19 protein-coding genes are annotated in these 21,877 nt (G+C 73.6%); 8 read left to right on the top strand and 11 right to left on the bottom strand.

Annotated features, from left to right (window positions below):
* Positions 1 to 783 (top strand): DUF72 domain-containing protein, encoded by a 783-nt coding sequence (locus ELQ39_RS25630; protein WP_242594176.1) that lies wholly within the window; start codon positions 1 to 3, stop codon positions 781 to 783.
* A gap of 19 nt (positions 784 to 802) precedes the next feature.
* Here the strand turns inward: ELQ39_RS25630 and ELQ39_RS25625 are convergent, their stop codons facing one another.
* The gene (locus tag ELQ39_RS25625; protein WP_190004025.1) at positions 803 to 1,171 is read right to left on the bottom strand and encodes a GntR family transcriptional regulator; all 369 of its coding nucleotides are present in this window, start codon (positions 1,169 to 1,171) and stop codon (positions 803 to 805) included.
* Between the two features lie 95 nt (positions 1,172 to 1,266).
* On the opposite strand from ELQ39_RS25625, the gene ELQ39_RS25620 reads away from it, so the two are divergent.
* Together ELQ39_RS25620 and ELQ39_RS25615 are read left to right on the top strand one after the other, a co-directional pair.
* Entirely contained in the window at positions 1,267 to 2,199 is a 933-nt protein-coding gene (locus tag ELQ39_RS25620; protein WP_242594174.1) for a GNAT family N-acetyltransferase, read from the top strand.
* Complete coding sequence (locus ELQ39_RS25615) at positions 2,180 to 2,680, top strand: DUF402 domain-containing protein (protein WP_225628752.1); 501 nt, start codon at positions 2,180 to 2,182, stop codon at positions 2,678 to 2,680. Before ELQ39_RS25620 ends, ELQ39_RS25615 begins: the two co-directional genes overlap by 20 nt.
* Positions 2,681 to 2,706: 26 nt before the next feature.
* On the opposite strand, the gene ELQ39_RS25610 is transcribed toward ELQ39_RS25615, so the two are convergent.
* A complete protein-coding gene (locus ELQ39_RS25610; RefSeq protein WP_242594172.1) occupies positions 2,707 to 3,327 on the bottom strand; it encodes a class I SAM-dependent methyltransferase in 621 nt (206 codons plus the stop codon).
* A gap of 138 nt (positions 3,328 to 3,465) precedes the next feature.
* On the opposite strand from ELQ39_RS25610, the gene ELQ39_RS32455 reads away from it, so the two are divergent.
* Complete coding sequence (locus ELQ39_RS32455; protein WP_267461994.1) at positions 3,466 to 3,600, top strand: hypothetical protein; 135 nt, start codon at positions 3,466 to 3,468, stop codon at positions 3,598 to 3,600.
* Between the two features lie 16 nt (positions 3,601 to 3,616).
* Here ELQ39_RS32455 and ELQ39_RS25605 read toward each other — a convergent pair whose 3' ends face one another.
* The gene (locus ELQ39_RS25605) at positions 3,617 to 4,093 is read right to left on the bottom strand and encodes a GNAT family N-acetyltransferase (protein WP_242594170.1); all 477 of its coding nucleotides are present in this window, start codon (positions 4,091 to 4,093) and stop codon (positions 3,617 to 3,619) included.
* A 185-nt stretch (positions 4,094 to 4,278) separates the two neighbouring features.
* Here ELQ39_RS25605 and ELQ39_RS25600 point away from each other — a divergent pair, with 185 nt between their 5' ends.
* On the top strand, positions 4,279 to 5,304 hold the full coding sequence (locus ELQ39_RS25600; protein ID WP_190004020.1) for a lytic polysaccharide monooxygenase auxiliary activity family 9 protein: 1,026 nt from the start codon (positions 4,279 to 4,281) through the stop codon (positions 5,302 to 5,304).
* A 73-nt stretch (positions 5,305 to 5,377) separates the two neighbouring features.
* Here the strand turns inward: ELQ39_RS25600 and ELQ39_RS25595 are convergent, their stop codons facing one another.
* The 3 genes from ELQ39_RS25595 to ELQ39_RS25585 all read right to left on the bottom strand — a co-directional run bounded on the left by ELQ39_RS25595 (position 5,378) and on the right by ELQ39_RS25585 (position 10,963).
* Positions 5,378 to 6,241 (bottom strand): esterase/lipase family protein, encoded by an 864-nt coding sequence (locus tag ELQ39_RS25595; RefSeq protein WP_242594168.1) that lies wholly within the window; start codon positions 6,239 to 6,241, stop codon positions 5,378 to 5,380.
* A 202-nt stretch (positions 6,242 to 6,443) separates the two neighbouring features.
* Positions 6,444 to 7,412, bottom strand: a complete 969-nt coding sequence (locus tag ELQ39_RS25590; RefSeq protein ID WP_225641792.1) for a DNA polymerase Y family protein — start codon at positions 7,410 to 7,412, stop codon at positions 6,444 to 6,446.
* Positions 7,409 to 10,963, bottom strand: coding sequence for a DNA polymerase III subunit alpha (locus ELQ39_RS25585; RefSeq protein WP_242594167.1), 3,555 nt, complete (start codon positions 10,961 to 10,963; stop codon positions 7,409 to 7,411). The genes ELQ39_RS25590 and ELQ39_RS25585 overlap by 4 nt, the downstream gene beginning before the upstream one ends.
* Before the next feature lie 154 nt (positions 10,964 to 11,117).
* Here ELQ39_RS25585 and ELQ39_RS25580 point away from each other — a divergent pair, with 154 nt between their 5' ends.
* The gene (locus tag ELQ39_RS25580; protein ID WP_190004016.1) at positions 11,118 to 12,188 is read left to right on the top strand and encodes a DUF3533 domain-containing protein; all 1,071 of its coding nucleotides are present in this window, start codon (positions 11,118 to 11,120) and stop codon (positions 12,186 to 12,188) included.
* A 60-nt stretch (positions 12,189 to 12,248) separates the two neighbouring features.
* Here the strand turns inward: ELQ39_RS25580 and ELQ39_RS25575 are convergent, their stop codons facing one another.
* The 3 genes from ELQ39_RS25575 to ELQ39_RS25565 all read right to left on the bottom strand — a co-directional run bounded on the left by ELQ39_RS25575 (position 12,249) and on the right by ELQ39_RS25565 (position 16,199).
* Positions 12,249 to 13,331 (bottom strand): S1 family peptidase, encoded by a 1,083-nt coding sequence (locus ELQ39_RS25575; RefSeq protein ID WP_443334349.1) that lies wholly within the window; start codon positions 13,329 to 13,331, stop codon positions 12,249 to 12,251.
* A 472-nt stretch (positions 13,332 to 13,803) separates the two neighbouring features.
* Positions 13,804 to 14,709: a S1 family peptidase gene (locus ELQ39_RS25570; protein WP_225628747.1), complete on the bottom strand. Its 906-nt coding sequence runs from the start codon at positions 14,707 to 14,709 to the stop codon at positions 13,804 to 13,806.
* 329 nt (positions 14,710 to 15,038) lie between these two features.
* Positions 15,039 to 16,199, bottom strand: a complete 1,161-nt coding sequence (locus tag ELQ39_RS25565; protein ID WP_242594166.1) for a DUF5685 family protein — start codon at positions 16,197 to 16,199, stop codon at positions 15,039 to 15,041.
* 291 nt (positions 16,200 to 16,490) lie between these two features.
* Between ELQ39_RS25565 and ELQ39_RS25560 the strand changes: the two genes are divergently transcribed.
* A complete protein-coding gene (locus ELQ39_RS25560) occupies positions 16,491 to 16,928 on the top strand; it encodes a cell division protein SepF (protein WP_019522796.1) in 438 nt (145 codons plus the stop codon).
* A 39-nt stretch (positions 16,929 to 16,967) separates the two neighbouring features.
* Here the strand turns inward: ELQ39_RS25560 and ELQ39_RS25555 are convergent, their stop codons facing one another.
* Both ELQ39_RS25555 and ELQ39_RS25550 read right to left on the bottom strand, forming a co-directional pair.
* On the bottom strand, positions 16,968 to 18,158 hold the full coding sequence (locus ELQ39_RS25555) for an acyl-CoA dehydrogenase family protein (RefSeq protein ID WP_242594165.1): 1,191 nt from the start codon (positions 18,156 to 18,158) through the stop codon (positions 16,968 to 16,970).
* A 425-nt stretch (positions 18,159 to 18,583) separates the two neighbouring features.
* Positions 18,584 to 20,287 carry an MFS transporter gene (locus ELQ39_RS25550; protein ID WP_242594164.1) on the bottom strand — a complete coding sequence of 568 codons (1,704 nt, stop codon included), beginning with the start codon at positions 20,285 to 20,287 and terminating at the stop codon, positions 18,584 to 18,586.
* Between the two features lie 276 nt (positions 20,288 to 20,563).
* Here ELQ39_RS25550 and ELQ39_RS25545 point away from each other — a divergent pair, with 276 nt between their 5' ends.
* Complete coding sequence (locus ELQ39_RS25545; protein WP_242594163.1) at positions 20,564 to 21,844, top strand: glycosyltransferase family 39 protein; 1,281 nt, start codon at positions 20,564 to 20,566, stop codon at positions 21,842 to 21,844.
* Positions 21,845 to 21,877: the final 33 nt, after the last annotated feature.

Here is a 21,877-nt window from a genome sequence, read left to right as displayed (position 1 = left end):
ATGCCGCTGCTGGTCGGGACCTCGGGATGGCAGTACAAGGACTGGCGCGGCGTGCTGTACCCGGCCGGTCTGCCGGTGCGGCTGTGGCTGGAGGAGTACGCGGCCGCCTTCCCCACCGTCGAGGTCAACAACGCGTTCTACCGGCTCCCCTCCCGGGAGACCTTCGCGTCCTGGCGGGAGCGCACCCCGCCGGGCTTCGTCGTCGCGGTCAAGGCGAGCCGCTATCTGACGCACGTCAAGCGGCTGCGGGACCCCGAGGAGCCGGTGGAGCGCCTGATGAGCCGCGCCACCGCCCTCGGCGACCGCCTGGGCCCGGTCCTCCTCCAGCTCCCGCCGACCCTCCGGGCCGACCCCGGCCTCCTGGACGCCTGCCTGCGCCGCTTCCCGGAGTCCACCCGGGTGGCCGTCGAGCCCCGCCACCCGTCCTGGTGGGCACCGGACGTACGCGCGGTCCTGGAGTCACGGGGCGCGGCACTCTGCTGGGCGGACGTCCTCTCCCGCCCGGTCACCCCGCTGTGGCGCACCACGGACTGGGGCTACGTCCGCTTTCACCAGGGCCGAGCCCGCCCCTGGCCGAACTACGGCCGCCAGTCCCTCCACACCTGGCTGCACCGCATCACCACGACATGGCCCCGAGAAGCAGACGTCTACGCCTACTTCAACAACGACCCCAACGCAGCGTCGGTCCACAACGCCCGCACACTCGAGAAGCTGTGGACCCAACACCCCCAGGGGCGCGGGGAACCGCCCGATCAGCCCCCACCCACCCGCAGGGGACACTGAACCCCAACCCACGTGGCGCCTAGGCCCGAAAAACCGCCCGCAGGGCATCCCGCACCGCGGCCATCGCCGCCTCCTCCCCCACCCCCAACCGCCGGGCCCGCTCGGCGAATCCCTGCGCGGCGGCAGCGACCTCCCTCTCCGCCGCCGGCCCCGCGGCAGCGATCACCGTTCCGTTACGCCCCCGCGTCTCGATCACGCCGTCCGCCTCCAGCGCCCGGTACGCCTTGGCGACCGTGTTCGCCGCGAGGCCGAGCGTCTCGGCCAGCCCCCGCACGGTCGGCAGCCGGTACCCCACCGGCAGTTCCCCCGACCGCGCCTGCTCGGCGATCTGCGCCCGCACCTGCTCGTAAGGCGGTGTTCCGTCCTGGATGTGGATCCGTACAGTCACGCCGCGATTCTCGCGCACCCCCGCCCCGGAGGCCGCATTCCCGGCCCCGGAAAATGGGAGGCACCCCGCCGCGCCACCTCGTAGCGTGCCCTCACATGACAGTGACCGTCCGCGATCTGCGCCCCGACGCCCAGGCCGACCTGGAGGGCTTCGCCCGCGTACGGCAGGCAGCGCTGCCGTTCATCCTGGTCACCCCTCAGTCCCTGATCCACGACCTCACCCGGATGCACCCCGACGCCCACTACCGCCCGCTGGTGGCGGTGGACGACGACGGCGAGGTGGTCGGCACGGCCCAGGTGCACCTGGTGCACGACAGCACCGTGCCCGGCCAGGGCAACGTCAACGTCTACGTGCACCCCCGGCACACGCGCCGGGGCGCGGGCACTCTGCTGGTGCGCGCCGCCGAGGAGCATCTGACCGCGCACGGGGCGACCCGGCTGCTTGCCTGGGTGCTGGACGAGCCCGGCAACCGCGCCTTCGCCGAGCTGCACGGCTACCGGGCGAGCCGCTCCGCGCACTTCCTCCGCCTGGACCTGGCGCACCGCGAACTGCCCCCGCTGCAGGACCCGCCGCCGGGTGTGGAGCTGCGTCCGGGTTCCTGGTACGCCGACGACCCGCGCCCGCTGTTCGAGCTGGACGCGGAGACCACGGCGGACGAGCCGAGCGACGTGGACGCGGAGTTCACCGACTACGAGGCGTGGCTCAGGGAGACCTGGCAGCACCCTCTGTTCGACGCGGAGCTGACCACGGTGGCCGTGGTCGACGGCCGGCCCGCCGCGTTCACCGCGGCCCGCACGGACGGCTCCGCCCGGTACGCGACGGGCATGACCGGCACGGCCCGCGCCCACCGCGGCCGGGGTCTGGCGAAGCTCGCGAAGAACGACTCGCTGCACCGGGCCCGCGCGGCCGGGTACACGGAGGCTTTCACGGGCAACGACACGGGGAACGAGCCGATGCTCGCCATCAACAAGTGGTTCGGCTACGAGCTGTGCGGGACGGAGGTGCGCCATGTCCGCGAACTCGGCTGACGGACCGGCGACGGTCGAGGTGGTCCTGGTCAAGGCGGGCCGCACCAAGATCAGCTACCCGGCGGAGCTGCTCGCCGACGACGGCACCCGGGTGAGCGTGCGCGCCCCGTGGGCGGGCGAGGGCGTGCGCGACTTCGGCTTCGTGCGGTTCGAGCCCGGGGACGTCTTCACGGAGCACTACTGGCGGGACCGCTGGTACTCCGTGAAGGAGGTGCGCGCCTTCGGGGGCGCGCTCAAGGGCCACTACTGCGACATCACCCGCCCGGCCGAGCTGGCCGGGGGCCGCCTGGTCGTGGAGGACCTCGACCTGGACCTGTGGGTCTCCGCCGACGGCACGGACGTACGGCGGCTGGACGAGGACGAGTTCGCGGCAAGCGGCCTGTCCGCCCGGGACCCGGGCGCGGCGGCGGCCGCGGTGGCCGCCCTCGACGAACTGGACGCCCTGGCCCGCGGGGAGGGCCTCGCCACCCTGCTCGACTGAGCCACGACCACCCGGACCCCCCGGGGTCAGTCCCGCAGGGCCACCACCGCGTACCGCTCGTCGTCGACCTCCCGTCCCCACAGCGCCGGGTCCCCCGACAGCCGCTCCACGCGCACCCGCGCGGTGAGCGGGGCGAGGAGGGCGGTGAGCCGGTCCGCGGGTATGCCGACCGGGCTCACCGTCCCCCACACGCCCTCGACCAGCACCAGCCGGCCGCCCGGCCGCAGCAGGTCGCGCCAGCGCCGCAGCACCCGGTCCGGCTCGGGCAGCGTCCACAGCACGTGCCGGACGAGGACGGCGTCGTACCGCTCGCCGTCGACCGGCGGGCGGGCCGCGTCGCCGGTGAGGAACACCGCGTGCCGCCCGGCGAGCTTCTGCCGGGCCAGCTCCACCATGGCCGGGGAGCGGTCCACGCCGGTGACCCGGTGGCCCTGCTCGGCGGCGAGGAGGGAGAGACTTCCGGTGCCGCAGCCGAGGTCGAGGACGTCGCAGGGCCGGCCGGGCAGCCAGTCCTTCAGCCGCGCGGCCCAGGCGGCGCGCACGCGGGGGACGCGCAGGCCGTGGTCCGGCTCCTCGTCGAAGGCGGCCGCCCGCTCGTCCCAGTCGACACCGCTGGTGTCCGCCCCGTCACCGTGATGTGTGGTCATGGGCTCAGGGTGACACCTGCCACTGACAGTCGATTCGTGACCGGGGCCACAGACACGACGGGACGGATGAGGAACTCTCCCCCGAAAGGTTCGCCGCCGTGGGAACGGGTGACCCGGTGGGCCTTCGAGGAGGCAGCCATGCGCCGCGTCACCGTGCAGAAGCCCTCGACGAGGACGGACACCCGCCGGGTCCGCGAGGAGGCAGACGAGCGTCCCGCGGAGCGCCCCGAGGTCCGCAAGGACGTCGCCCGCACCTGGTGGCCCGACGGCTGAACGCCCCGCGCGGGGTTCAGCCCAGCCGCTTGCGGTAGTGGATCCGGTCGTACGGGCCGGTCACCCGGCGTTCCACGGTCTCGTAGCCGAGCCGCGGGTAGATCTTCTGGTTCTCCCACATCATGGCGTTCGTGAACAGCCGGATCTCGGGCAGCCCGAGCGCCCGGGCCCGGGCCTCCGCGAACTCCAGCAGCAGCCGTCCCAGCCCGGCGCCCTGCGCGTCGGGGAGGACGGCGACGGTGTCCAGGTACAGGTGGTCCGCGCGGGGCTCCAGCACGACGAGGCCGGCGACCCGTACGGACCCGGTCCCGCCGTCGTCCGGGAGTTCCGCGACGAACACCCGGCCCGCGGCCACGTTCGCCGCGTGGTCCGCCTCCATGGGCACCGGCACCACGCCGATGCGGGCGACGTAGGGCCGGAAGGCCGCGTCGACCACCGCCTCCACGGCCGGTACGTCGGCGGCTACGGCCGGCCTGATCCGCGCCTTCGTCATGCGCGCACGCTCCCTACCTGATCCCAGTCCGAACGCTCCCTTAAAGCGACCATAAGGATCTCCCCGCACCGCCCTCACCGGGCGATTTCCGGGTTTCCGGGGGCTAGTTTCTGAGCCACCCCCACGGGATCCCCCCGGGGTCTCCCCCCCCTGAGATCCGCTGTTCGTCGAGGAGTTGCTGCCCCATGTCCGCACGCCGCAAGGCCGCTGTCGCCGCCATAGCTCTCGGCCCGCTCGCCCTCACCGGACTGTCCGCGGCGCCGGCCGCCGCCCACGGTTCGATGGGCGACCCGGTCAGCCGGGTCTTCCAGTGTTTCGGCGAGGGACCGGAGAGTCCGAAGTCGGAGGCGTGCAAGGCGGCCGTCGCGGCCGGCGGCACCCAGGCGCTGTACGACTGGAACGGCGTCCGCATCGGTGACGCGGGCGGACGCCACCAGGAGCTGATCCCGGACGGCAAGCTGTGCAGCGCCGGCAACGAGGCGTTCAAGGGCCTCGACCTGGCGCGCGCCGACTGGCCGGCGACGAGCGTGTCCAGTGGCGACCACACCTTCAAGTACCGGGTGACGGCCCCGCACAAGGGCACCTTCACGGTGTACATCACCAAGCCCGGCTACGACCCGGCCCAGCCGCTGGCCTGGGACGACCTGGACCTGGCCAACCCGGTGGCGACCTCCACCGACCCGGCCGCGGCCGACGGCTTCTACACCTTCTCCGGCACCCTGCCGGAGCGCTCCGGACAGCAGCTGCTGTACGCGGTCTGGCAGCGGTCGGACAGCCCGGAGGCGTTCTACTCCTGCTCGGACGTCACCTTCGGGGGCGCGGCCGGCGGCGGGACGGCGGACGACGGCGGCGAGGCGGACAAGGGTGAGGACGCCGCGGGCGACGACACCCCGAAGGAGGCGCCCGCCCCTGCGCCCTCCGCCTCCGCCCCGTCCCAGGAGCAGATCGAGGCCGGTACCGAGAAGTCGACGGTCGAGAACCACGGGCACGGTGACGACGATCCCGCCACCACGGCCGACCCGGTCGCGGCGGAGGCCGGCGCCGGCAACCAGCTGAAGGCGGCGGGCGGCGGCCGGAACCTGGCGGAGACCGGCGGCGACGACAGCACGCCGTACCTGATGGTCGGCGGCGCCGCGGCGCTGGCGCTCGGCTCGGCCGCGCTGTTCGCCTCCGCGCGGCGGCGCACGGCGACCGGACGCCACGGGCGCTGAACCGGCGGCGGGTCCCTGTCCGGCGGCTCAGGCCGGACAGGGACCCGCCGCTTCCAGCGTGCGGTGGCACGTGTCAGCTGAAGACGGAGGCACAGGTGGTGCGTCGCGCGCGGTCCGGGTCGAGGGCGTTCGCCACCTCGTGGAAGGCGATCCGGTCGAACAGCCCGATGGCCAGGTGCTCGGACAGGTCGACCGCGCAGAGGTCCTGGAGGACCACGTTGCGGACGTTCGGCCCGGTCAGGAAGGCGCTGCGGTACGGGGTGACGACCTGGTCGTACTTGGTGGCGATGACGGTGTAGCGGACGCCGGGGACGGTGTCGCCGCCCGCGTTGAGCTTGGCGAGGAAGGCGGAGCCGGCGATCTGGTCGGCGAGGGCGGGGGTGGCCTCGCTCAGCAGGTCCTCGGCGCCGGGGAAGTACGGCAGCAGCGCGGTGAGACCGCTGAGGGTGGTGCCGTGGTTGCTGGGGGCGATGCCGATCAGGGCGTTCACCTCGGCGGCGCCGCCGAGGAACTTGAGGTAGTAGCGGGGCATCATGCCGCCCTGGGAGTGGCCGACGATGTCGACCTCCGCGGCGCCGGTCGCGGCGCGCACCCGGTCGACGTAGGCGTCGAGCTGCTCGGCGGACTTCTCGACGGGGCCGAGGCCGTGGAAGAGCGGGACACCGGGGAGCCGGCCGTAGTCCAGGGAGAAGACGCAGTAGCCGCGGTTCTTCAAGTAGGGCGCGAGGCCCAGCCAGTTGTCGACGGAGTTGCCGAAGGTGCCGTGGACCAGGACGACGGGGCGGGGGTGGGCGGCGGAGGGCTTGCAGGTGAAGTCGTTCCAGCCGGAGCTGGGTGCGGCGGCGGCCTGCGCGCCCGACGCGGCGGGGGCGGTGACGGCGACCGCGGCCAGCAGGAACGCGGCCAGCGGTCTGATCACCCGCTTCCAGGGCAGCATCGTGTGATCTCCTTGCGGCTCAAGGGGGAGGGTGGGGTCCTACGCCCTGTGATCCGGATCACGGGATGCTGTTCACTCATCAAGTTACGGGCGAGTAGGGAAAGCCGGGAAGTTACGGGTCGGTAAAAAATCCCGCGACTCCCCCACATTCACCCGTCGCAGCCTGATATCGCGTCACCGAACGGACACATCACCGCTCCCCTCAGGCCGCCAGCGTCCCCGGCATCAGCACGTGCGGGCCGAACTTGGCCCGTACGCGGTCCGCGACCTCCTCGATGCGGCGCACCTTCTCGTCCACCGGGTCGAAGGTGAGCTGGTGGGCGGCCTGTTCGGCGGGGTCGAGGCCCTCCGCGCGCAGCACCACCGCGCGCACCCGGGCGCGTTGCAGACCGAGCGCCTCGTACAGGCCGTACGCCGCCCTGGTGAGCGCGGGCGAGTGCGCGGTCGGCTCGGGGAGCGTGCGGGTGCGGGTGGTGGCCGACCGGTCGGCGTAGCGGACGGTGAGGGTGAGGCCGCGGCAGACCTTGTCCAGGGCGCGCAGCCGGGCGCCCAGCTCCTCGGCGGCCGAGAGCAGGGCGCGCCGGTGCCGGCCGGGGTCCAGCTCGTCGCGGGTGAAGGGGCGTTCGGCGGCCAGTGACCGGGAAACGGCGTTGGGAACGACCCGGCCCCGGTCGACGCCGCCCGCCTTCTCGTGCAGTTCGCGTCCGGCGCGGGCGCCCACCAGCCGCTGGAGCGTGGACAGCGGCGCGGCGGCGACCCGGCCGAGGGTGTCCAGGCCGTACTCGCACAGGGTGCGGGCGGTCTTGGCGCCGACGCCGGGCAGCGCGACGACGGGCTGTCCGGCGAGGAACTCCCGCACCTCGTCCTCGGCCACCGCGCGGGTCCGCCCCGGCCGGGCCTCCCGCAGCGCCATGCGGGCCGTCATCGGTCCGGGACCCGCGCCGATCACGCAGTCGACGCCGTGCAGGGCGAGGGCGCGCACCCGGATCACCGAGGCCAGTTCCAGCGCGGTGCGCCCGAAGTACCGTTCGGCGCCGCGCAGATCGGCCAGCGCCCCGTCCGGCGGCAGGGCCTGTACCACGGGGGTGAACTCCTCCAGCAGGCCGAGCAGCCCCGGCAGGGCCGCCTCGTCCACCGGCGGCAGCTGGAAACGTACGCAGAGAATGGTCATCCCGCACTCCCCGGACTCTGGTGCCACAACTTCCTTCCCACCGCGGGCCCTTCGCCCGCGGGGCGCAGATCGGCCCAGGGGTGCATCTCGTACCCCGTGGGCATGCGGATCGTCCGCTCCTCCATCGGATCCCGGGCGGCCGAACCGGCCGGCGCGGGCAGCCCGTCCGAACCGGCCAGCCGCCTGCGGGCCGGCGCGTCGCCGTCGTCGGCGGCCCCGGAGCCGTTGCCGGCCGGGGCGGCGAGCCGCGCGGCGACTCCCTCCAGTCCCTCCTCCCGGCGGACCTCCAGCAGGTCGGCGAGGTTCCAGGCGGCGGAGCCGACCACGCTGAAACTGCGCGGGCCGCGCCGCTGCACCACCCCGCGCACCAGCAGCAGCCAGGAGTGGAAGACGGTGTGGGCGCAGGTGTCGTGCGAGTCGTCGAAGAAGGCGAGGTCGACCAGGCCCGTGCCGTCGTCCAGGGTGGAGAAGATGACCCGCCGCCCGGAGCGGATCGGCGGGGTCTGGGTGGCCGCCTTGGCGCCCGCGACCAGCACCGTCTCCCCGTGCCGCACCTCGCGCAGCCGCCGCGCGGAGACCACGCCCAGCTCCTTGAGGAAGGTGCTGTGGTCGTCCATCAGATGGCGGGAGGCGTCCATGGAGAGCACGCCCAGCTCGGCGCTGAGCTTCTCCGGTTCGGTGAGGTCGGGCAGCCCGGCCGGGGCGGTCCGCCGGCCCCCGGACAGCGGGAGCTGGTCGCCGCGCCCGCCGCGGGCGCCGCGGTGCAGCTCCGTCAGGTGCAGCTGCAGGTCACGGCGGTTGGCGCCGAACGCGTCGAGCGCGCCGACCTGGGCGAGCCGCCCGGCGAGCGGGCGGCTGGGCCGGGCCCGCTCCCAGAAGTCGAGCAGCGAGGCGTACGGCTGGCCCTCGGCGATCCGCTCCGCCTCGGCCTCGCTGATGCCGTGCACGTCGGACAGCGCCAGGCGCAGGCCCCAGACCGGCTTCCCGGGCTTCGAGCCGCCCTTCACCTTCGCTGATTCAGACACCAGTTCGATCCTGTGTGCGACCCCCGACTTGTTCACGTCCAACGGCAGCACCGGCACCCCCCGCCGCCGCGCGTCCGCCAGCAGCAGCCGTTTCGGGTACATCCCGGGGTCATGGGTGAGCAGTCCGGCGTAGAAGGCGGCCGGATGGTGCGCTTTCAGCCATGCCGACTGGTACGTCGGCACGGCGAAGGCGACCGCGTGCGCCTTGCAGAAGCCGTAGGAGCCGAAGGCCTCGACGATCTCCCAGGTCCGCTGAATCGTTTCCGCGTCATAGCCACGGGCCGCCGCGTGCTGGGCGAACCACACCTTGATCCGCCCCTGCGACTCCGGGTCGGACAGCCCGCGCCGCACCCGGTCCGCCTCGCCGCGTCCGCAGCCGGTCATCACCGCGACGATGTCGATGACCTGCTCGTGGAAGACCACGACGCCGTACGTCCCCTTCAGCGCCTCCTCCAGGTCCGGGTGCGGGTGGCGCACCGGCGCCCGCCCGTGCCGGGCCTCGATGAACGGCCGCACCATGTCGGCGGCGACCGGTCCCGGCCGGAACAGCGAGATGTCCACGACCAGGTCGTGGAAGGTCGACGGCTGGAGCCGCCCCACCAGGTCCCGCTGGCCCGGGGACTCGATCTGGAAGCAGCCGAGCGTCTCGGTCGACCGGATCAGCCCGTACGTCGCCGGATCACCGTCCGGCACCGCGTCCAGGTCGATCCGCTCCCCCGTCGCCCGCTCCACCTCGCCGACCGCGTGCGCCATCGCGGACTGCATCCGCACGCCCAGCACGTCCAGCTTGAGCAGCCCCAGGTCCTCCACGTCGTCCTTGTCGAACTGCGCCATCGGGAAGCCCTCGCCGCTGGTCGGCATGACCGGTGTGCGGGAGAGCAGGGAGGCGTCGGACAGCAGCACCCCGCAGGGGTGCATGGCGACACCGCGCGGCAGCGCGTCGAGGGCCTCGACCAGCTCCCACAGCCTGCCGTACTTCTCCTTCTCCCCCGCCAGCTGCCGCAGTTCGGGCAGTTCCTCGAGCGCCGCGCGGGCGTCGCGGGCGCGGATGTGCGGGAAGGACTTGGCGACCCGGTCGATCTCGGCCGGGTCCATGGACAGCGCGGCGCCGACGTCCCGGACGGCGTGGCGCACCCGGTAGGTCTCCGGCATGGCGACCGTGGCGACCCGCTCGGCGCCGAACCGGCCGATGATCGCGCGGTAGACCTCGAGCCGGCGGGCGGACTCCACGTCGATGTCGATGTCCGGCAGCACCACCCGCTCCTTGGACAGGAAGCGTTCCATCAGCAGGCCGTGCTCGACCGGGTCGGCGTGCGCGATGCCCAGCAGGTGGTTGACCAGGGAGCCGGCGCCGGAGCCCCGCGCGGCGACCCGGATGCCCATGTCCCGTACGTCGTCGACCACCTGGGCGACGGTGAGGAAGTAGGAGGCGAAGCCGTGGTGGGCGATGATGTCCAGCTCGTGGTGCATCCGCTCCCAGTACTCCCGGCGGCGGTCGTAGCCGCGCAGCACCATGCCCGCCGCCGCGCGGGAGGCCAGCGCCCGCTGGGCGGTGCGGCGGCCGGCGCCGACCAGATGCGCCTCGGGGAAGTGGACGCTGCCCATGCCGAGGTCGTCCTCGGGGTCGACCAGGCACTCGGCCGCCGTGGCCTGGGTCTGGTCGAGCAGCCGCAGGGCGGTGTCGCGGCGGAAGCCGGCAGCCTCCACGATCCGCTCGGCCGCCTCCAGCATGGCGCCCTGGTCCTTCAGCCAGGCCTCGCCGGAGTCCAGCCCTTTGGCCGGGTCGACCGGGACCAGCCGGCGGGCCGCGTCCAGCACGTCGGCGACCGGGCCGAGGCCGGGGTCGGCGTACCGGACGGCGTTGCTGAGCACGGGCCGTACCCGCTGCTCGGCGGCGAAGCCCAGGGTGCGGGCGGCCAGCCGCAGCGAGCCGGGGCCGGTGCCGGTGCGGCCGTGCCAGACGGCCTCCAGGCGCAGCGCGTCGCCGTACACCTCGCGCCAGGGGGCGAGCAGCCGGGCGGCGCGGTCGGGGCGTCCCGCGGCGAGGGCCCGGCCGACGTCGGAGTCGGGGCCGAGCAGGACGGTCAGCCCGCCGGCGTGGTTGTCCTCCCAGGCCAGCCGGGGCGGACCGTCGGCGGTGTGGGCGGCGGAGACCAGCCGGCACAGGTCGGCCCAGCCGCGGGCGCCGTCCCAGGCGAGGAAGGTCACGCGCGGCGCCGACTCGTCGATGAAGGCCCCGCCGCGCACCGGGGTGCGCAGGCGGTCCCGCCGTACGGAGCTGTCGCCGGGGGCGGGGGCGGCGGCGTCCGGGGGCGCCACCGCAAGGTTCGCGCCGAACAGCGGGCGGACGCCGGCCTTGGCGCAGGCCTTGGCGAAGCGGACGGACCCGGCGAGGGTGTCGCGGTCGGTGAGGGCGAGGGCGTCCATGCCCCGCTCAAAGGCGCGCTCGGCCAGCCGCTCCGGGTGGGAGGCGCCGTAGCGCAGGGAGAACCCGGAGACGGTGTGCAGATGCGTGAAACCCGGCACACGCACCTCCCGCACTCGTGAGTCCCGACCGTCTATCGAACAACTGTTCCCAGTCACCTCACCCCCACCATAGACCAATTTTCGAATGAGTGTGCGACATCCGTTCGGCCCTGTCCCACCTGCGCAAACACCCGCTCCCCCGGACCGTGGGGACATGACACAGAGCACCGGTCCCGGGGCCCGCCCGCGCTCGTTCCCCGGCGAGGTGCGCGACGCCGTCACCCCACGGGCCACCCTGCTGGTGCTCGGCGTGATCGCGCTGATGCTGCTGTTCATCACCTCGTACGTGGGCGCCCTGCACCACCCGGCCCTGCGGGACGCGCCCGTCGGGGTCGTCGCGCCCCCGTCCGTGGCGAAGGAGACGGTGACCCGGCTGAAGGAGCTGCCGGGCTCGCCGCTGGATCCCCGGGCGGTGGCGGACGAGGCGACCGCCCGCCGGCAGATCGAGGACCGGGACATCGACGGGGCCCTGGTGGTCGACCCCGAGGGGACCACCGACACCTTGCTGGTCGCCACCGGCGGCGGCACCACGCTGGCCACCGCCCTGGAGCGGCTCTTCACCGAGGTGGAGCGGGACGAACGGCGCGCCCTGCGGGTCGAGGACGTCGCCCCGGCCTCCGCCCAGGACGCCAACGGGCTGTCGTCGTTCTACCTGGTGGTCGGCTGGTGCGTGGGCGGCTATCTGTGTGCGTCGATCCTGGCGATCAGCTCGGGCGCCCGCGCGTCCACCCCGCGCCGGGCGGTGATCCGGCTCGGCGCCATGGCCGTGGTCGCGGTGCTCGGCGGGCTCGGCGGCGCGCTCCTCGTCGGACCCGCGCTGGACGCGCTGCCGGACGGTTTCGCGGGGCTGTGGGGGCTGGGGGCGCTGATCATCTTCGCCGTGGGCGCCGCCACGCTCGCCCTGCAGGCGGTCCTCGGGGTCATCGGCATCGGCGTGGCGATCCTGCTCGTGGTGATCCTGGGCAACCCGAGCGCGGGCGGGGCCCTGCCGGCGCCGCTGCTGCCGCCGTTCTGGGCGGCGATCGGACCGGCGCTGCCGCCGGGCGCGGGCACCTGGGCGGCCCGCTCGATCGTGTACTTCCGGGGCAACGGCCTGACCGGCCCGCTGCTGGTGCTGTCCGCCTGGGCCGTGGCGGGGACCGTCGTCACCGTGCTGATGTCGGCGCTGCGCCGGCGGCCCGGGCCGGAACCGGCGCGCACGGCACACGGATCCGGCGCCTCCTGAACGCGGGCGTCCCGCCCCTCCTCGCGGGAGGGACGGGACGCCGTGCGGCCCTGAGCTGGCTCAGCCGATCTGCGTACCGGTGGCCGACAGGGCCTCGGTGACGGGCTGGAAGAAGGTCGTGCCGCCCGAGGTGCAGTCGCCGCTGCCGCCGGAGGTCAGGCCGACCGCCTTGTCGCCCGAGAAGAGCGAGCCGCCGCTGTCGCCCGGCTCGGCGCACACGTCGGTCTGGATCAGACCGTTGACGATGTCGCCGTTGCCGTAGTTCACGGTGGCGTCCAGGCCGGTGACCGTGCCGGAGTGGACCTGGGTGGTGGAGCCGCTGCGCGTCACCTGCATGCCGACGGTCGCCTCGGCCGCGCCGGAGATCGACTGCGAGGAGCCGTCGTACAGGTTCACCTCGCTCGGGTGCGCCACGTCGGCCGTGTACTTGACCAGGCCGTAGTCGTCGCCCGGGAAGCTGGACGCGGCGTTCTCGCCGATCACGTCGCCCGAGGAGTCCGACCAGGTCGAGATCCCCTCGGTGCAGTGGCCCGCGGTGAGGAAGTGCGGCTCGCCGCCCTTGGTCACGTTGAAGCCCAGCGAACAGCGCCCGCCGTTGCCGGTGATGGCGTCGCCGCCCGCGATGAAGGGCTTGAACTCACCCTTGGTGCGCTGGAGCTCCACCGTGGTGCCGAGACCCTCGGCGACCTCGGTCAGCTCGGTCCACTCGGCCTGGGAGACCGTGCGGTCCGCCGTGACGACGACCTTGTTGGAGACCGGGTCGGTCACCCAGGACGTGCCCGGGACGGCGGCGTCCCGCTGGAGCGTGGTGCGCGCGCTCCTCAGGTCGGCGAGCGAGTTCGCCACGACTCTGGCCTTCGCGCCGGCCGACTCGACGGCCTCGGCCGCGGCCTCGTCGATCACGTTCACCACGAGGCTCTTGCTCTTCGCGTCGTAGTACGTCCCCGCCGCGTCCGCGCCGAGGTCCTGGAGCAGCGTCGAGGCGAGGTTTCCGGCCGCCTGGGCCGAGAGGGTGCGGGGCGCGGCGTCGGCCGGGACCTCGCTGGCGTTCGCAGTCTGGAAGGTGACCGCGCCCGCGGCCAGTGCGGCGATGCCCGCACCCGCCATGACGGCACGGCGCCCGGGTATGCGTCGGTGCTTCAACTCACGTCCTCCTGTGGGGGGACGGCCCGGAGGGGTTGTGGGGACCTCGCCGGACCGGAAGGCGTACGGCCACGGGGGTGGAGCACAGAAAAAGCCACGCCCGCGCCGGTTGAACGCCGCCCACTCTTCCGAACGCCACAGGGAGCACACAAGGTCGACTTCCGGACGCGCGTGCGACAACGACCGTGCGCCCTCTATGTCCTGACAGTTCATGGAGACACGGGACGGTTCATACTGCAAACGTCACACGGGGGTTACCGGGGGCACGCACCCCCTGTTCGGCGAGTGGCTCAAAATCGCCCCTCCGCGGCGAGATCCGTCCGCCGTGCCATGAGCGGGAGTTGCGATCGCACCGGTCGCGGCGCCCGGCCCGGAACAGGGACGAGCCCCCGCACGCGGGTCGCGTGCGGGGGCTCGTGGGACTGCAGGCTCCTCGGGAGCCGTACCGGACCGGCCGGGCCGGCGGGGCGTCCTAGTAGACGCTGACCCCGTAGGCGCTCAGGGCCTCGGTCACCGGCTGGAAGAAGGTCGTGCCGCCGGAGGAGCAGTTGCCGCTGCCGCCGGAGGTCAGACCGTACGCGGTGCCGTTGCTGCCGTAGAGCGGGCCGCCGGAGTCGCCGGGCTCGGCGCAGACCGTGGTCTGGATGAGGCCGGAGACGATGTCGCCGCCGCCGTAGTTGACGGTCGCGTTGAGCGCGGTGACCCGGCCGCTGTGGGTGCCCGTGGTGGAACCGTCACGGATGACGGTGGTGCCCACGCTCGGGGTGGCCGCACGGGTGATGTCCACGCCGTTCGCGGTGCCGGGCCGGCTGACGGACCCGGTGTACCGGACGATGCCGTAGTCGTTGCCCGGGAAGCTGGATCCGGCCGTCGAGCCGATGGCCGTGGTGCGGGCGGAGTTGGAGTACCAGGTGCCCGCGCCGTCGGTGCAGTGACCGGCGGTCAGGAAGTAGTCGACGCCGCTGCTGCTGCGGACGTTGAAGCCGAGGGAGCAGCGCCAGCTGCTCGCGTAGATGGCGTCACCGCCCTGGATGAGCTTGGTGAACTTGCCCGGGGTGCGCTTGACGGTGATCGCCTCGGCGTTCTCCCCGGCCTGCTGCTTGATCTTGTTGATCTCGGCCTGGGAGACGGTGCTGTCGACGGTCACGACGACCCGGTTGGTCTTGCTGTCGACGGCCCAGGCGGTGCCCGGGACGTCGGCCTTCAGCACCGAGCTGCTCGCACTCTTGAGCGCGGAGGCGCTGAAGGCGGTGGGGGTTTCGGCCGCGGTCGCGCTGGGGATCGCGATCGCGGCGGCGGCCACGAGCCCGGTGGAGACGGCGATCAGCCGAGTCCGTCTCGAGATGCCGCTTCGGGGGGTGGTGCGCTTGATCCTCACGTTTCGTTCCTCCACAAAGGAAGTTGGGGGCCCTCGTGGGGTTGTGGGCCCGGTGAGGCGCAGCCAGCGGACGGCGGACCGGATTCCGGACCCGTCGTGCCCCTGACAAGCGCTGCGGTGAGTATTCGGCCGACCGACCGTTCGGCGCAAGGGTGCCTTTTGGCCTGAGGATTAGGGACGACTGGTCGACTTGCTCCCCTCCCGTCCCGGCGTTACCGGTCGTCACACCGGGGTGACGACCGGTCGAACACTGATCGGGGTGGCCGAAACCCGCCCCCGACAGGCACACGGAGGGAACCGTGAGCGCGCCTGTCACGTCCGAGGCCGGATCAGCAGTCGCAGCCGCAGTCGCACCCGCTGCAACAGCCGTCCTCGCCGCAACAGTTGCAGCACTCGCAGCACTCGCAGCAGTCGCAGTCGCAGTTGTTGAGGCACCCTTCCTTGCGCTCGCGCGTCCACGGGTCCTCGTAGGTCCCGCAGCAGAGCTGACAGGTACAGGCGAGTCCCAGCCACACGGCGCACCCGGCCAGCAGGCCGCGCCGGTCCCGGCGCGGCGGCTCGGGGGGTGTGGGCCCACCCGGCGCACCGGGAGCACCCGGAGGGGCGTACGGATGCGAACCGTGGGCACAGGAGGGCGTACCGAAGGCACGCCGGACGGAGTTGGGGAGTTCATGCACGAGAAGCCGGTGGGCGAGAGAGCCGTCCGTGAACTCGGCCTCGCGCAGCGCCAGCCGGATGCCGTGCACGGCGTCGTCGGCGAGACGGCGGGCCTCGTCCAGCGAGGTGCCCGTGGCGGTGAGCGGATTCCAGGCGCCGGAGGCGGCGTCGGCCTCCCGGTCCTCCACCGCGTCCAGCAGATGCGCGAGGCGCCCGAAGAGACGCCCGGCCTCCGCGAGGGGTGCGGCGTTGTGGAACCGTCCGGCGAGCACCGCGGTGTGCGCGAAGGCCGCCGCGGTCGCCGTCTCGGTCGGCTCGGTGACGGTGAGGATCGGGGTGCCGGGCCCGGCCAGCGACTCGATGCCGGTCTGCCGGTCCACCGCGTCGACCAGGACGGCGGTGTCGAACCCGACCTCGGAGCCGGTCCGGGCGCCCGCCCGGTCCCAGCCCGCCGCCACCCGGCGCGCGGCGAGCGCCACCGGACGGCGGGCCAGCAGCCCGTCGCCGTCGGCGACATGGTCGCGCACCTTGGCGGAGGCGAGGACGAGGGAGACGGCCGCGGCCAGCCGCGCGCCCTCGCCGTGGGCGACGGACGCGGTGCGCATCCCGCGCAGCGGGCAGGGGCCGGCGGTCCGGCGTCCCGTGCCGCCGCCCCGGTCCGCCTGAGCTTCCGTCAGGACGGAGATGAGCAGCCCGTCGTAGTTGGTGACGATCCGTGCGAGCTGCCCGTGGTCGCCGCGCAGGGCCAGGCAGAGCCCGCAGAGATGGGCCGTCCACTGGGCGGTGAGCTTCTCGCCCAGCCGGTGACGGCAAGGCCTGACGATCCCGAACACGACATCCCCCCGTGCATGTGTACGACGTTCGGCTGCGGCATCGTACCGGTCGCGGCGTTCACCCGGATGCGCCCCTCTTCACCCGTACGCCGCGTAGAATCATATTTCACTCTCAGTCAGCATCCGTTTGTGTCACGGCCCTTGGGAAACCAGGACTCTCGACGGATTCGCTGTGCACCAGTACCGTCACAAACCCCCCGCGCGGCGTCTATCCACTTGGCGCACCCTCCGCATCATGGACGACCATAGGGATGCGGAAAGCACGAAAGACCGCTGTGAGAGGAGGCGTCCATGGGATCGGTACGCAAGGCGAGTGCCTGGCTTGGCCTCGTCGACGACAACGAAGACGAGCGTTACTACGACGACGACTATTCCGACGGGACCGAACCCGGCGAGGCCTGGGTCACCGACCCGCGGGTCAAGGTGGCCGCGGACGCCGCCGAGGAGCGGGGCCGCCGGATCGGCACGGTCACCCCGGACAGCTTCCGGGACGCCCGCGCCATCGGTGAGCTGTTCCGCGAGGGCGTGCCGGTCATCATGAACCTCACGGCCATGGACGCCGCCGACGCCAAGCGCGTCGTCGACTTCGCGGCGGGTCTGATCTTCGGTCTGCGCGGCTCCATCGAGCGGGTGTCCAACCGGGTGTTCCTGCTCAGCCCCGCCGACACCGAGGTGGTCAGCGGCGAGCCGGCCGCGCACCGCGCCGACGGTTTCTTCAACCAGAGCTGAGGCGGGGCCGCCGAGCCGGCCCCGCCCCCGCAGGCGGGTCTACCGGAACGCGTCGATTCCGGTGAGCGCCTTGCCCAGCACGAGCTGGTGCATCTCCACGGTGCCCTCGTAGGTGAGCACCGACTCCAGGTTCGTCGCGTGCCGCATCACCGGGTACTCCAGCGAGATCCCGTTGGCCCCGAGGATCGTCCGGGCCGTACGGCAGATCTCGATCGCCTCGCGCACGTTGTTGAGTTTGCCGAAGCTGACCTGCTCGGGACGCAGGCGGCCGGCGTCCATCCGCCGCCCCAGATGGTGGGCGAGCAGGATCCCCTTGTGCAGTTCCACCGCCATGTCGGCGAGTTTGGCCTGGGTGAGCTGGAAGCCGCCGATGGGCCGCCCGAACTGCTCCCGTGACTTCGCGTAGTCGACCGCAGCCTCGAAACAGCTCCGCGCGGCGCCCATCGAGCCCCACACGATCCCGTACCGGGCGTGCGACAGACAGCTCAGCGGGCCCTTGAGTCCGGTCACCCCCGGCAGCACCGCGTCGGCGGGCAGCCGTACGTCGTCCAAGACCAGCTCGCTGGTGACGGAGGCGCGCAGGGACCACTTGTGCCTGATCTCCGGCGCCGAGAAGCCGGACGCGTCGGTGGGGACGGCGAACCCGCGGATGCCGTCGTCGGTCTGCGCCCACACCACGGCGACCCCGGCGACGGACCCGTTGGTGATCCACATCTTGCGGCCGTTGAGCACCCAGTCGGAGCCGTCGCGCTTGGCGTAGGTGCGCATCGAGCCGGGGTCGGAGCCGTGGTCGGGCTCGGTCAGCCCGAAGCAGCCGATGACCTCGCCGGCCGCCATCCGGGGCAGCCACTGCTGCTTCTGCTCCTCACTGCCGAAGCGGTGGATCGCGTACATGGCGAGGGAGCCCTGCACGGACACCAGGGAGCGGATGCCGGAGTCGGCCGCCTCCAGTTCCAGACAGGCAAGCCCGTACTGCACGGCGCTCGCGCCCGCGCACCCGTAGCCGTCGAGGGACATGCCGAGCGCGCCGATCCCGCCGAGCTCCCGGGCCAGCTCCCGGATGTCCGGCAGCTCGCCCCTCTCGTACCAGTCCGCGACGTACGGCAGCACACGGTCCGCCGCCCAGCCGCGCACCGTGTCCCGGATCGCCAGGTCCTCCGGCTCCAGCAGGTCGTCGAGGCCGAGGGGGTCGGCGGGGTCGAACGCGGGCGGCTTCGCGGACGCGGCCATGGGTGCACCCTCCGGGGGCTGGTCATCCGGTACGTCGACTAGCACTGCTAGTCAGGCTCGGCCCGACGTTACGACGCGGTCCCCCCGCCGTCCACCCCGGCCCACGCCGGACGCGTCACACCGCGGCCCCGGCCACCCGGCGACTCCCGCTGAGCGCATCGCACGGGGCCGGTCCCGGCGTCGGGGCGCTCCGGGCCCGGCGCGGGCCTCCGGAGCGCCACCGGATCCGGCCCCGGAGGTGACGGCGTAGGCCGACCCCGGAGCGGGCCTCAGGAACACCACCGGAGACGGCCCCGTCACCTGCCGCGCGAACAGCCTCGCGGCCTGCCCCGCAGGGCAACCGGCGAACCGCCGAGGACGCAGCCCGCGGGCAACCGTGGCAGTGGCCCCCGAGGAGAATCTCGAGGCGGCTTCGGGCCGGCGGGTCAGACCTTCACGCCCGAGCCACGCGACTCCCGCTGCGCGGGCATCCGCACGGGGGCGCTGCCGAGGCCTGGGGCGACAGACGCCTCGGCGGTGGTCCCGGAGTCGGGGGCGGAGTCGGCCGGGGCGGAAGATGTCCCGGAGGCGGGTCCGGAGGGCGTTTCCTCCTCCGGGTCGCAGTGCATCAGGCGCGGCAGGCGCAGGGCCATCGCCGCGCCGGCGAGGAGGAGGCCCGCGCTGACCAGGAGCGTCACGTGCAGGCCGTGGACGAAGGAGTGGCGGGCGGCCAGGCGCAGCGCCTCACCCGCGGGGCCGTCGAGGCGGGCCGCTACCTCGTACGCCTCGCCCAGCGAGTGCGCCGCCGCGGCGGACGCCGAGGACGGCACCCCGGGGACGTGGGAGAGCCCGGGCGCGTAGGCCGCGTTCATCACGCTGCCGAGCAGCGCGATGCCGATGCCCGCGCCGAGCTGGTAGGACGTCTCGCCGATGGCCGCCGCCCCGCCGGCCTGGTCCTGCGGGGCCTCGCTGAGCATCGACTCGTACGCGCCGAAGAGGGTGGTCTCCAGCCCGAAGCCGAGCAGCACGAACCCGCCGAGCAGCAGCGGGGCGTTGTCCTCGCCGCCCATGGCGGTCAGCAGCACCACCGCCCCGGCCGTGAGGCAGAAGCCGAGGGAGACCATGCGGCGCGGGCCGAACCGGCGCAGCATCCGGGCGCCCGCCAGGCCCGCGGCCATCGCCGCGAAGGTGAGCGGCACCAGCCGCAGTCCGGTCTCCAGCGGGGACAGTCCCAGCACCAGCTGGAGGTACTGCGCGGCGATCAGCTCGAGGCCCACCAGGGCGAGCATGGCCAGCACGATGCAGCCGACCGAGGTGCTGAACGCGGGCCGGGAGAACATCCGCAGGTCGAGCAGCGGGTGCTCGCGCCTCCGCTGCCGGCGGACGAACAGCACCAGCAGGACGGCCCCCGCGGCCAGCGGCACCAGCGTGGCCGCACCGACCTCGCCCGCGCCGAGCCGCTTCACCCCGAGGACCACCGCGAACAGCCCGGCGGCGGCCGTGAGCGCGCCGACCACGTCCCAGGGGCCGTCGCCCTCACCCTTCGACTCGGGCAGCAGGATCCGCCCGACGGGCAGGCTGACCAGCATCAGCGGGATGTTGACCAGGAAGACCGAGCCCCACCAGAAGTGCTCCAGCAGGAAGCCGCCGAGCAGCGGTCCGACCGCGGCGCCCACGGCGGCGACGGCGCTCCAGACACCGATGGCGAGCGCCCGCTCACGGCGGTCGGGGAAGACCTGGCGCAGGATCGACAGCGTGGCCGGCATGATCATCGCGCCGCCGACGCCGAGCAGCGCCCGCGCCACGATCAGCAGGTGCGCGTCGTCCGCGAAGGCCGCCATGGCCGAGGCCACGCCGAACAGGGTGTAGCCGAGGAGGAGGATCCGTCTGCGGCCGACGCGGTCGCCCAGGGTGCCGAACAGGATCAGCAGCGAGGCGCAGACCAGCGGATAGGCGTCGACGATCCAGAGCAGTTCCACCGCGCCGGGCTTGAGGTCCTCGGTGACGGCGGGGACGGCCACGTGCAGCACGGTGGCGTCGACGGCGACCAGCAGCAGGCTGACGCAGAGGACGACGAGCACCACCCACCGGTTGGCACCGGCCCCGGCCGCCCGACGGCGCAGCGCGGCGGCCGTGGTCGTCCCGGACATGTACGTACCTCCCAGAAGTTCCCTCGCGGATGCCGCGGGCTCACGGGGTGGGGGACTCCCCCGTGCCTCGGCCGGAGAGGAGCGGTCGTCCCCGGCCCGCGCGGCGAACGGCGAGTGACACGTCAGAGTACGCGAGGGAACGCTGAGGTCGAGTGGCGGGCCTCTCAACCTCGCGGCCGATCGGTGTGGCGTACACCACTCCCCCGGCCCGTCCCTCCGTACGGTCCCCACGCCGGCGCGGGCGGGCCGGTTCCGGGCCGGGTCGATAATCGGCGCGTGAACGATCTCGAGACGCGTGCCGCCGCGGCCCGCCCCGGAGCTCTTCGCCGGGCCGCCCCGGCGCTCCTCGGGTACGCCGCCGTGCGTGCCCTGGGCCTGGTCGTCCTGGCCCTGTGGAGCGGGGCACGCGGCAAGAGCGCGTACACCTTGCTGACCGCCCGCTGGGACTCCCTCTGGTACACGAGGGTCGCCGAGCTGGGGTACGGCTACGAGGTGCGGCTGCCGAACGGCGACGTGCACTCCAACCTGGCGTTCTTCCCGCTGCTGCCGTGGCTGGAGCGGCTGGTGGCGGCGGTGTCCCCGTTGTCGTACGCCGACGGGGGGTTCGTGGTGAGCCTGCTCGCCTCGCTCGCCGCGGCCTGGGGGATCTTCGCGGTGGCCGACCATCTGTACGGACGGCGGGCCGGAGTGTGCGCGGTGCTGCTGTGGGCGGTGCTGCCGGTCGGGATCGTGCAGTCGATGGCGTACAGCGAGTCGCTGTTCACGGCGCTGGCGGCCTGGGCGCTGTACGCCGTGCTCACGGGGCGCTGGGTGACGGCGGGCCTGCTGGCGGGGCTGGCGGGGCTGACCCGGCCGGTGGGGCTCGCGGTGGTCGCGGCGGTGTGGGCGGCCGGGGTGGCCGCCTTCCTGCGGGAGCGCTCCGGTTCCTCCTTCGTGGGGGACGGCAGTGCGGTACCGGCGGGCGGCGCGCGCGGTGACGGCCACGCCGGTCCCCCGCCCGGCGCCCCGCGTACGGGCGCATCGGACGGCGCTCCGCCATCGCCGCACGCCCCCGGTATGCGCCCGCGCCGGGTGACCGGGATGCTGCTCGCGCCCCTGGGGGCCGCCGGGTACGTCCTGTGGGTCGGCGACCGCACCGGGGGCGGCCCGCTGGGCTATCTGGACGTGCAGGCCGGCTGGCGCAACGGCTTCGACGGCGGCTACGCCTTCGCCCTGTTCGTCGCCGGACGGTTCACGTCCTTCCCGTCGGCCCTCGCCGGGGTCGCGCTGGTCGCCGGCGTGGCCCTGGTGGTGTGGCTCTACGTCCTGTGCGTACGCCGGGGACAGCCGCTTCCGCTGCTGGTCTACGCCGGCACGGTCACCGCGCTCGCCCTGTGCGCGTCGAGCTACTTCGGGTCGAAACCGCGGCTGCTGATGCCGGCCTTCCCGCTGCTCCTGCCGCTCGCCGTGGCCCTGGCCCGGGCGCAGACCCGCCTGCTCGCGGCGGGACTGGGGACGGTCGCGGCGGCCTCGGCGGCATACGGCGCCTTCTGGCTGAACGGGTCCGGACCGCCCTGACCCCGCCGGACCGGCCGGCCGGTGAGCGGCACG

The sequence above is a fragment of the Streptomyces sp. GB4-14 genome, assembly GCF_022696125.1.
Lineage (GTDB): Bacteria > Actinomycetota > Actinomycetes > Streptomycetales > Streptomycetaceae > Streptomyces > Streptomyces werraensis.
Note: the sequence above shows the minus strand (reverse complement) of the source record. Positions and strands in the feature narration are given on the sequence as shown.

What these genes read in the sequence shown, in the direction of transcription:
- ELQ39_RS25630 (WP_242594176.1), top strand. Translation starts at nt 1, where the DNA reads ATGCCGCTGCTGGTCGGGACCTCGGGATGGCAGTACAAGGACTGGCGC.
- ELQ39_RS25620 (WP_242594174.1), top strand. Translation starts at nt 1,267, where the DNA reads ATGACAGTGACCGTCCGCGATCTGCGCCCCGACGCCCAGGCCGACCTG.
- ELQ39_RS25615 (WP_225628752.1), top strand. Translation starts at nt 2,180, where the DNA reads ATGTCCGCGAACTCGGCTGACGGACCGGCGACGGTCGAGGTGGTCCTG.
- ELQ39_RS25610 (WP_242594172.1), bottom strand. Translation starts at nt 3,327, where the DNA reads ATGACCACACATCACGGTGACGGGGCGGACACCAGCGGTGTCGACTGG.
- ELQ39_RS32455 (WP_267461994.1), top strand. Translation starts at nt 3,466, where the DNA reads ATGCGCCGCGTCACCGTGCAGAAGCCCTCGACGAGGACGGACACCCGC.
- ELQ39_RS25605 (WP_242594170.1), bottom strand. Translation starts at nt 4,093, where the DNA reads ATGACGAAGGCGCGGATCAGGCCGGCCGTAGCCGCCGACGTACCGGCC.
- ELQ39_RS25600 (WP_190004020.1), top strand. Translation starts at nt 4,279, where the DNA reads ATGTCCGCACGCCGCAAGGCCGCTGTCGCCGCCATAGCTCTCGGCCCG.
- ELQ39_RS25595 (WP_242594168.1), bottom strand. Translation starts at nt 6,241, where the DNA reads ATGCTGCCCTGGAAGCGGGTGATCAGACCGCTGGCCGCGTTCCTGCTG.
- ELQ39_RS25590 (WP_225641792.1), bottom strand. Translation starts at nt 7,412, where the DNA reads ATGACCATTCTCTGCGTACGTTTCCAGCTGCCGCCGGTGGACGAGGCG.
- ELQ39_RS25580 (WP_190004016.1), top strand. Translation starts at nt 11,118, where the DNA reads ATGACACAGAGCACCGGTCCCGGGGCCCGCCCGCGCTCGTTCCCCGGC.
- ELQ39_RS25560 (WP_019522796.1), top strand. Translation starts at nt 16,491, where the DNA reads ATGGGATCGGTACGCAAGGCGAGTGCCTGGCTTGGCCTCGTCGACGAC.
- ELQ39_RS25555 (WP_242594165.1), bottom strand. Translation starts at nt 18,158, where the DNA reads ATGGCCGCGTCCGCGAAGCCGCCCGCGTTCGACCCCGCCGACCCCCTC.
- ELQ39_RS25550 (WP_242594164.1), bottom strand. Translation starts at nt 20,287, where the DNA reads ATGTCCGGGACGACCACGGCCGCCGCGCTGCGCCGTCGGGCGGCCGGG.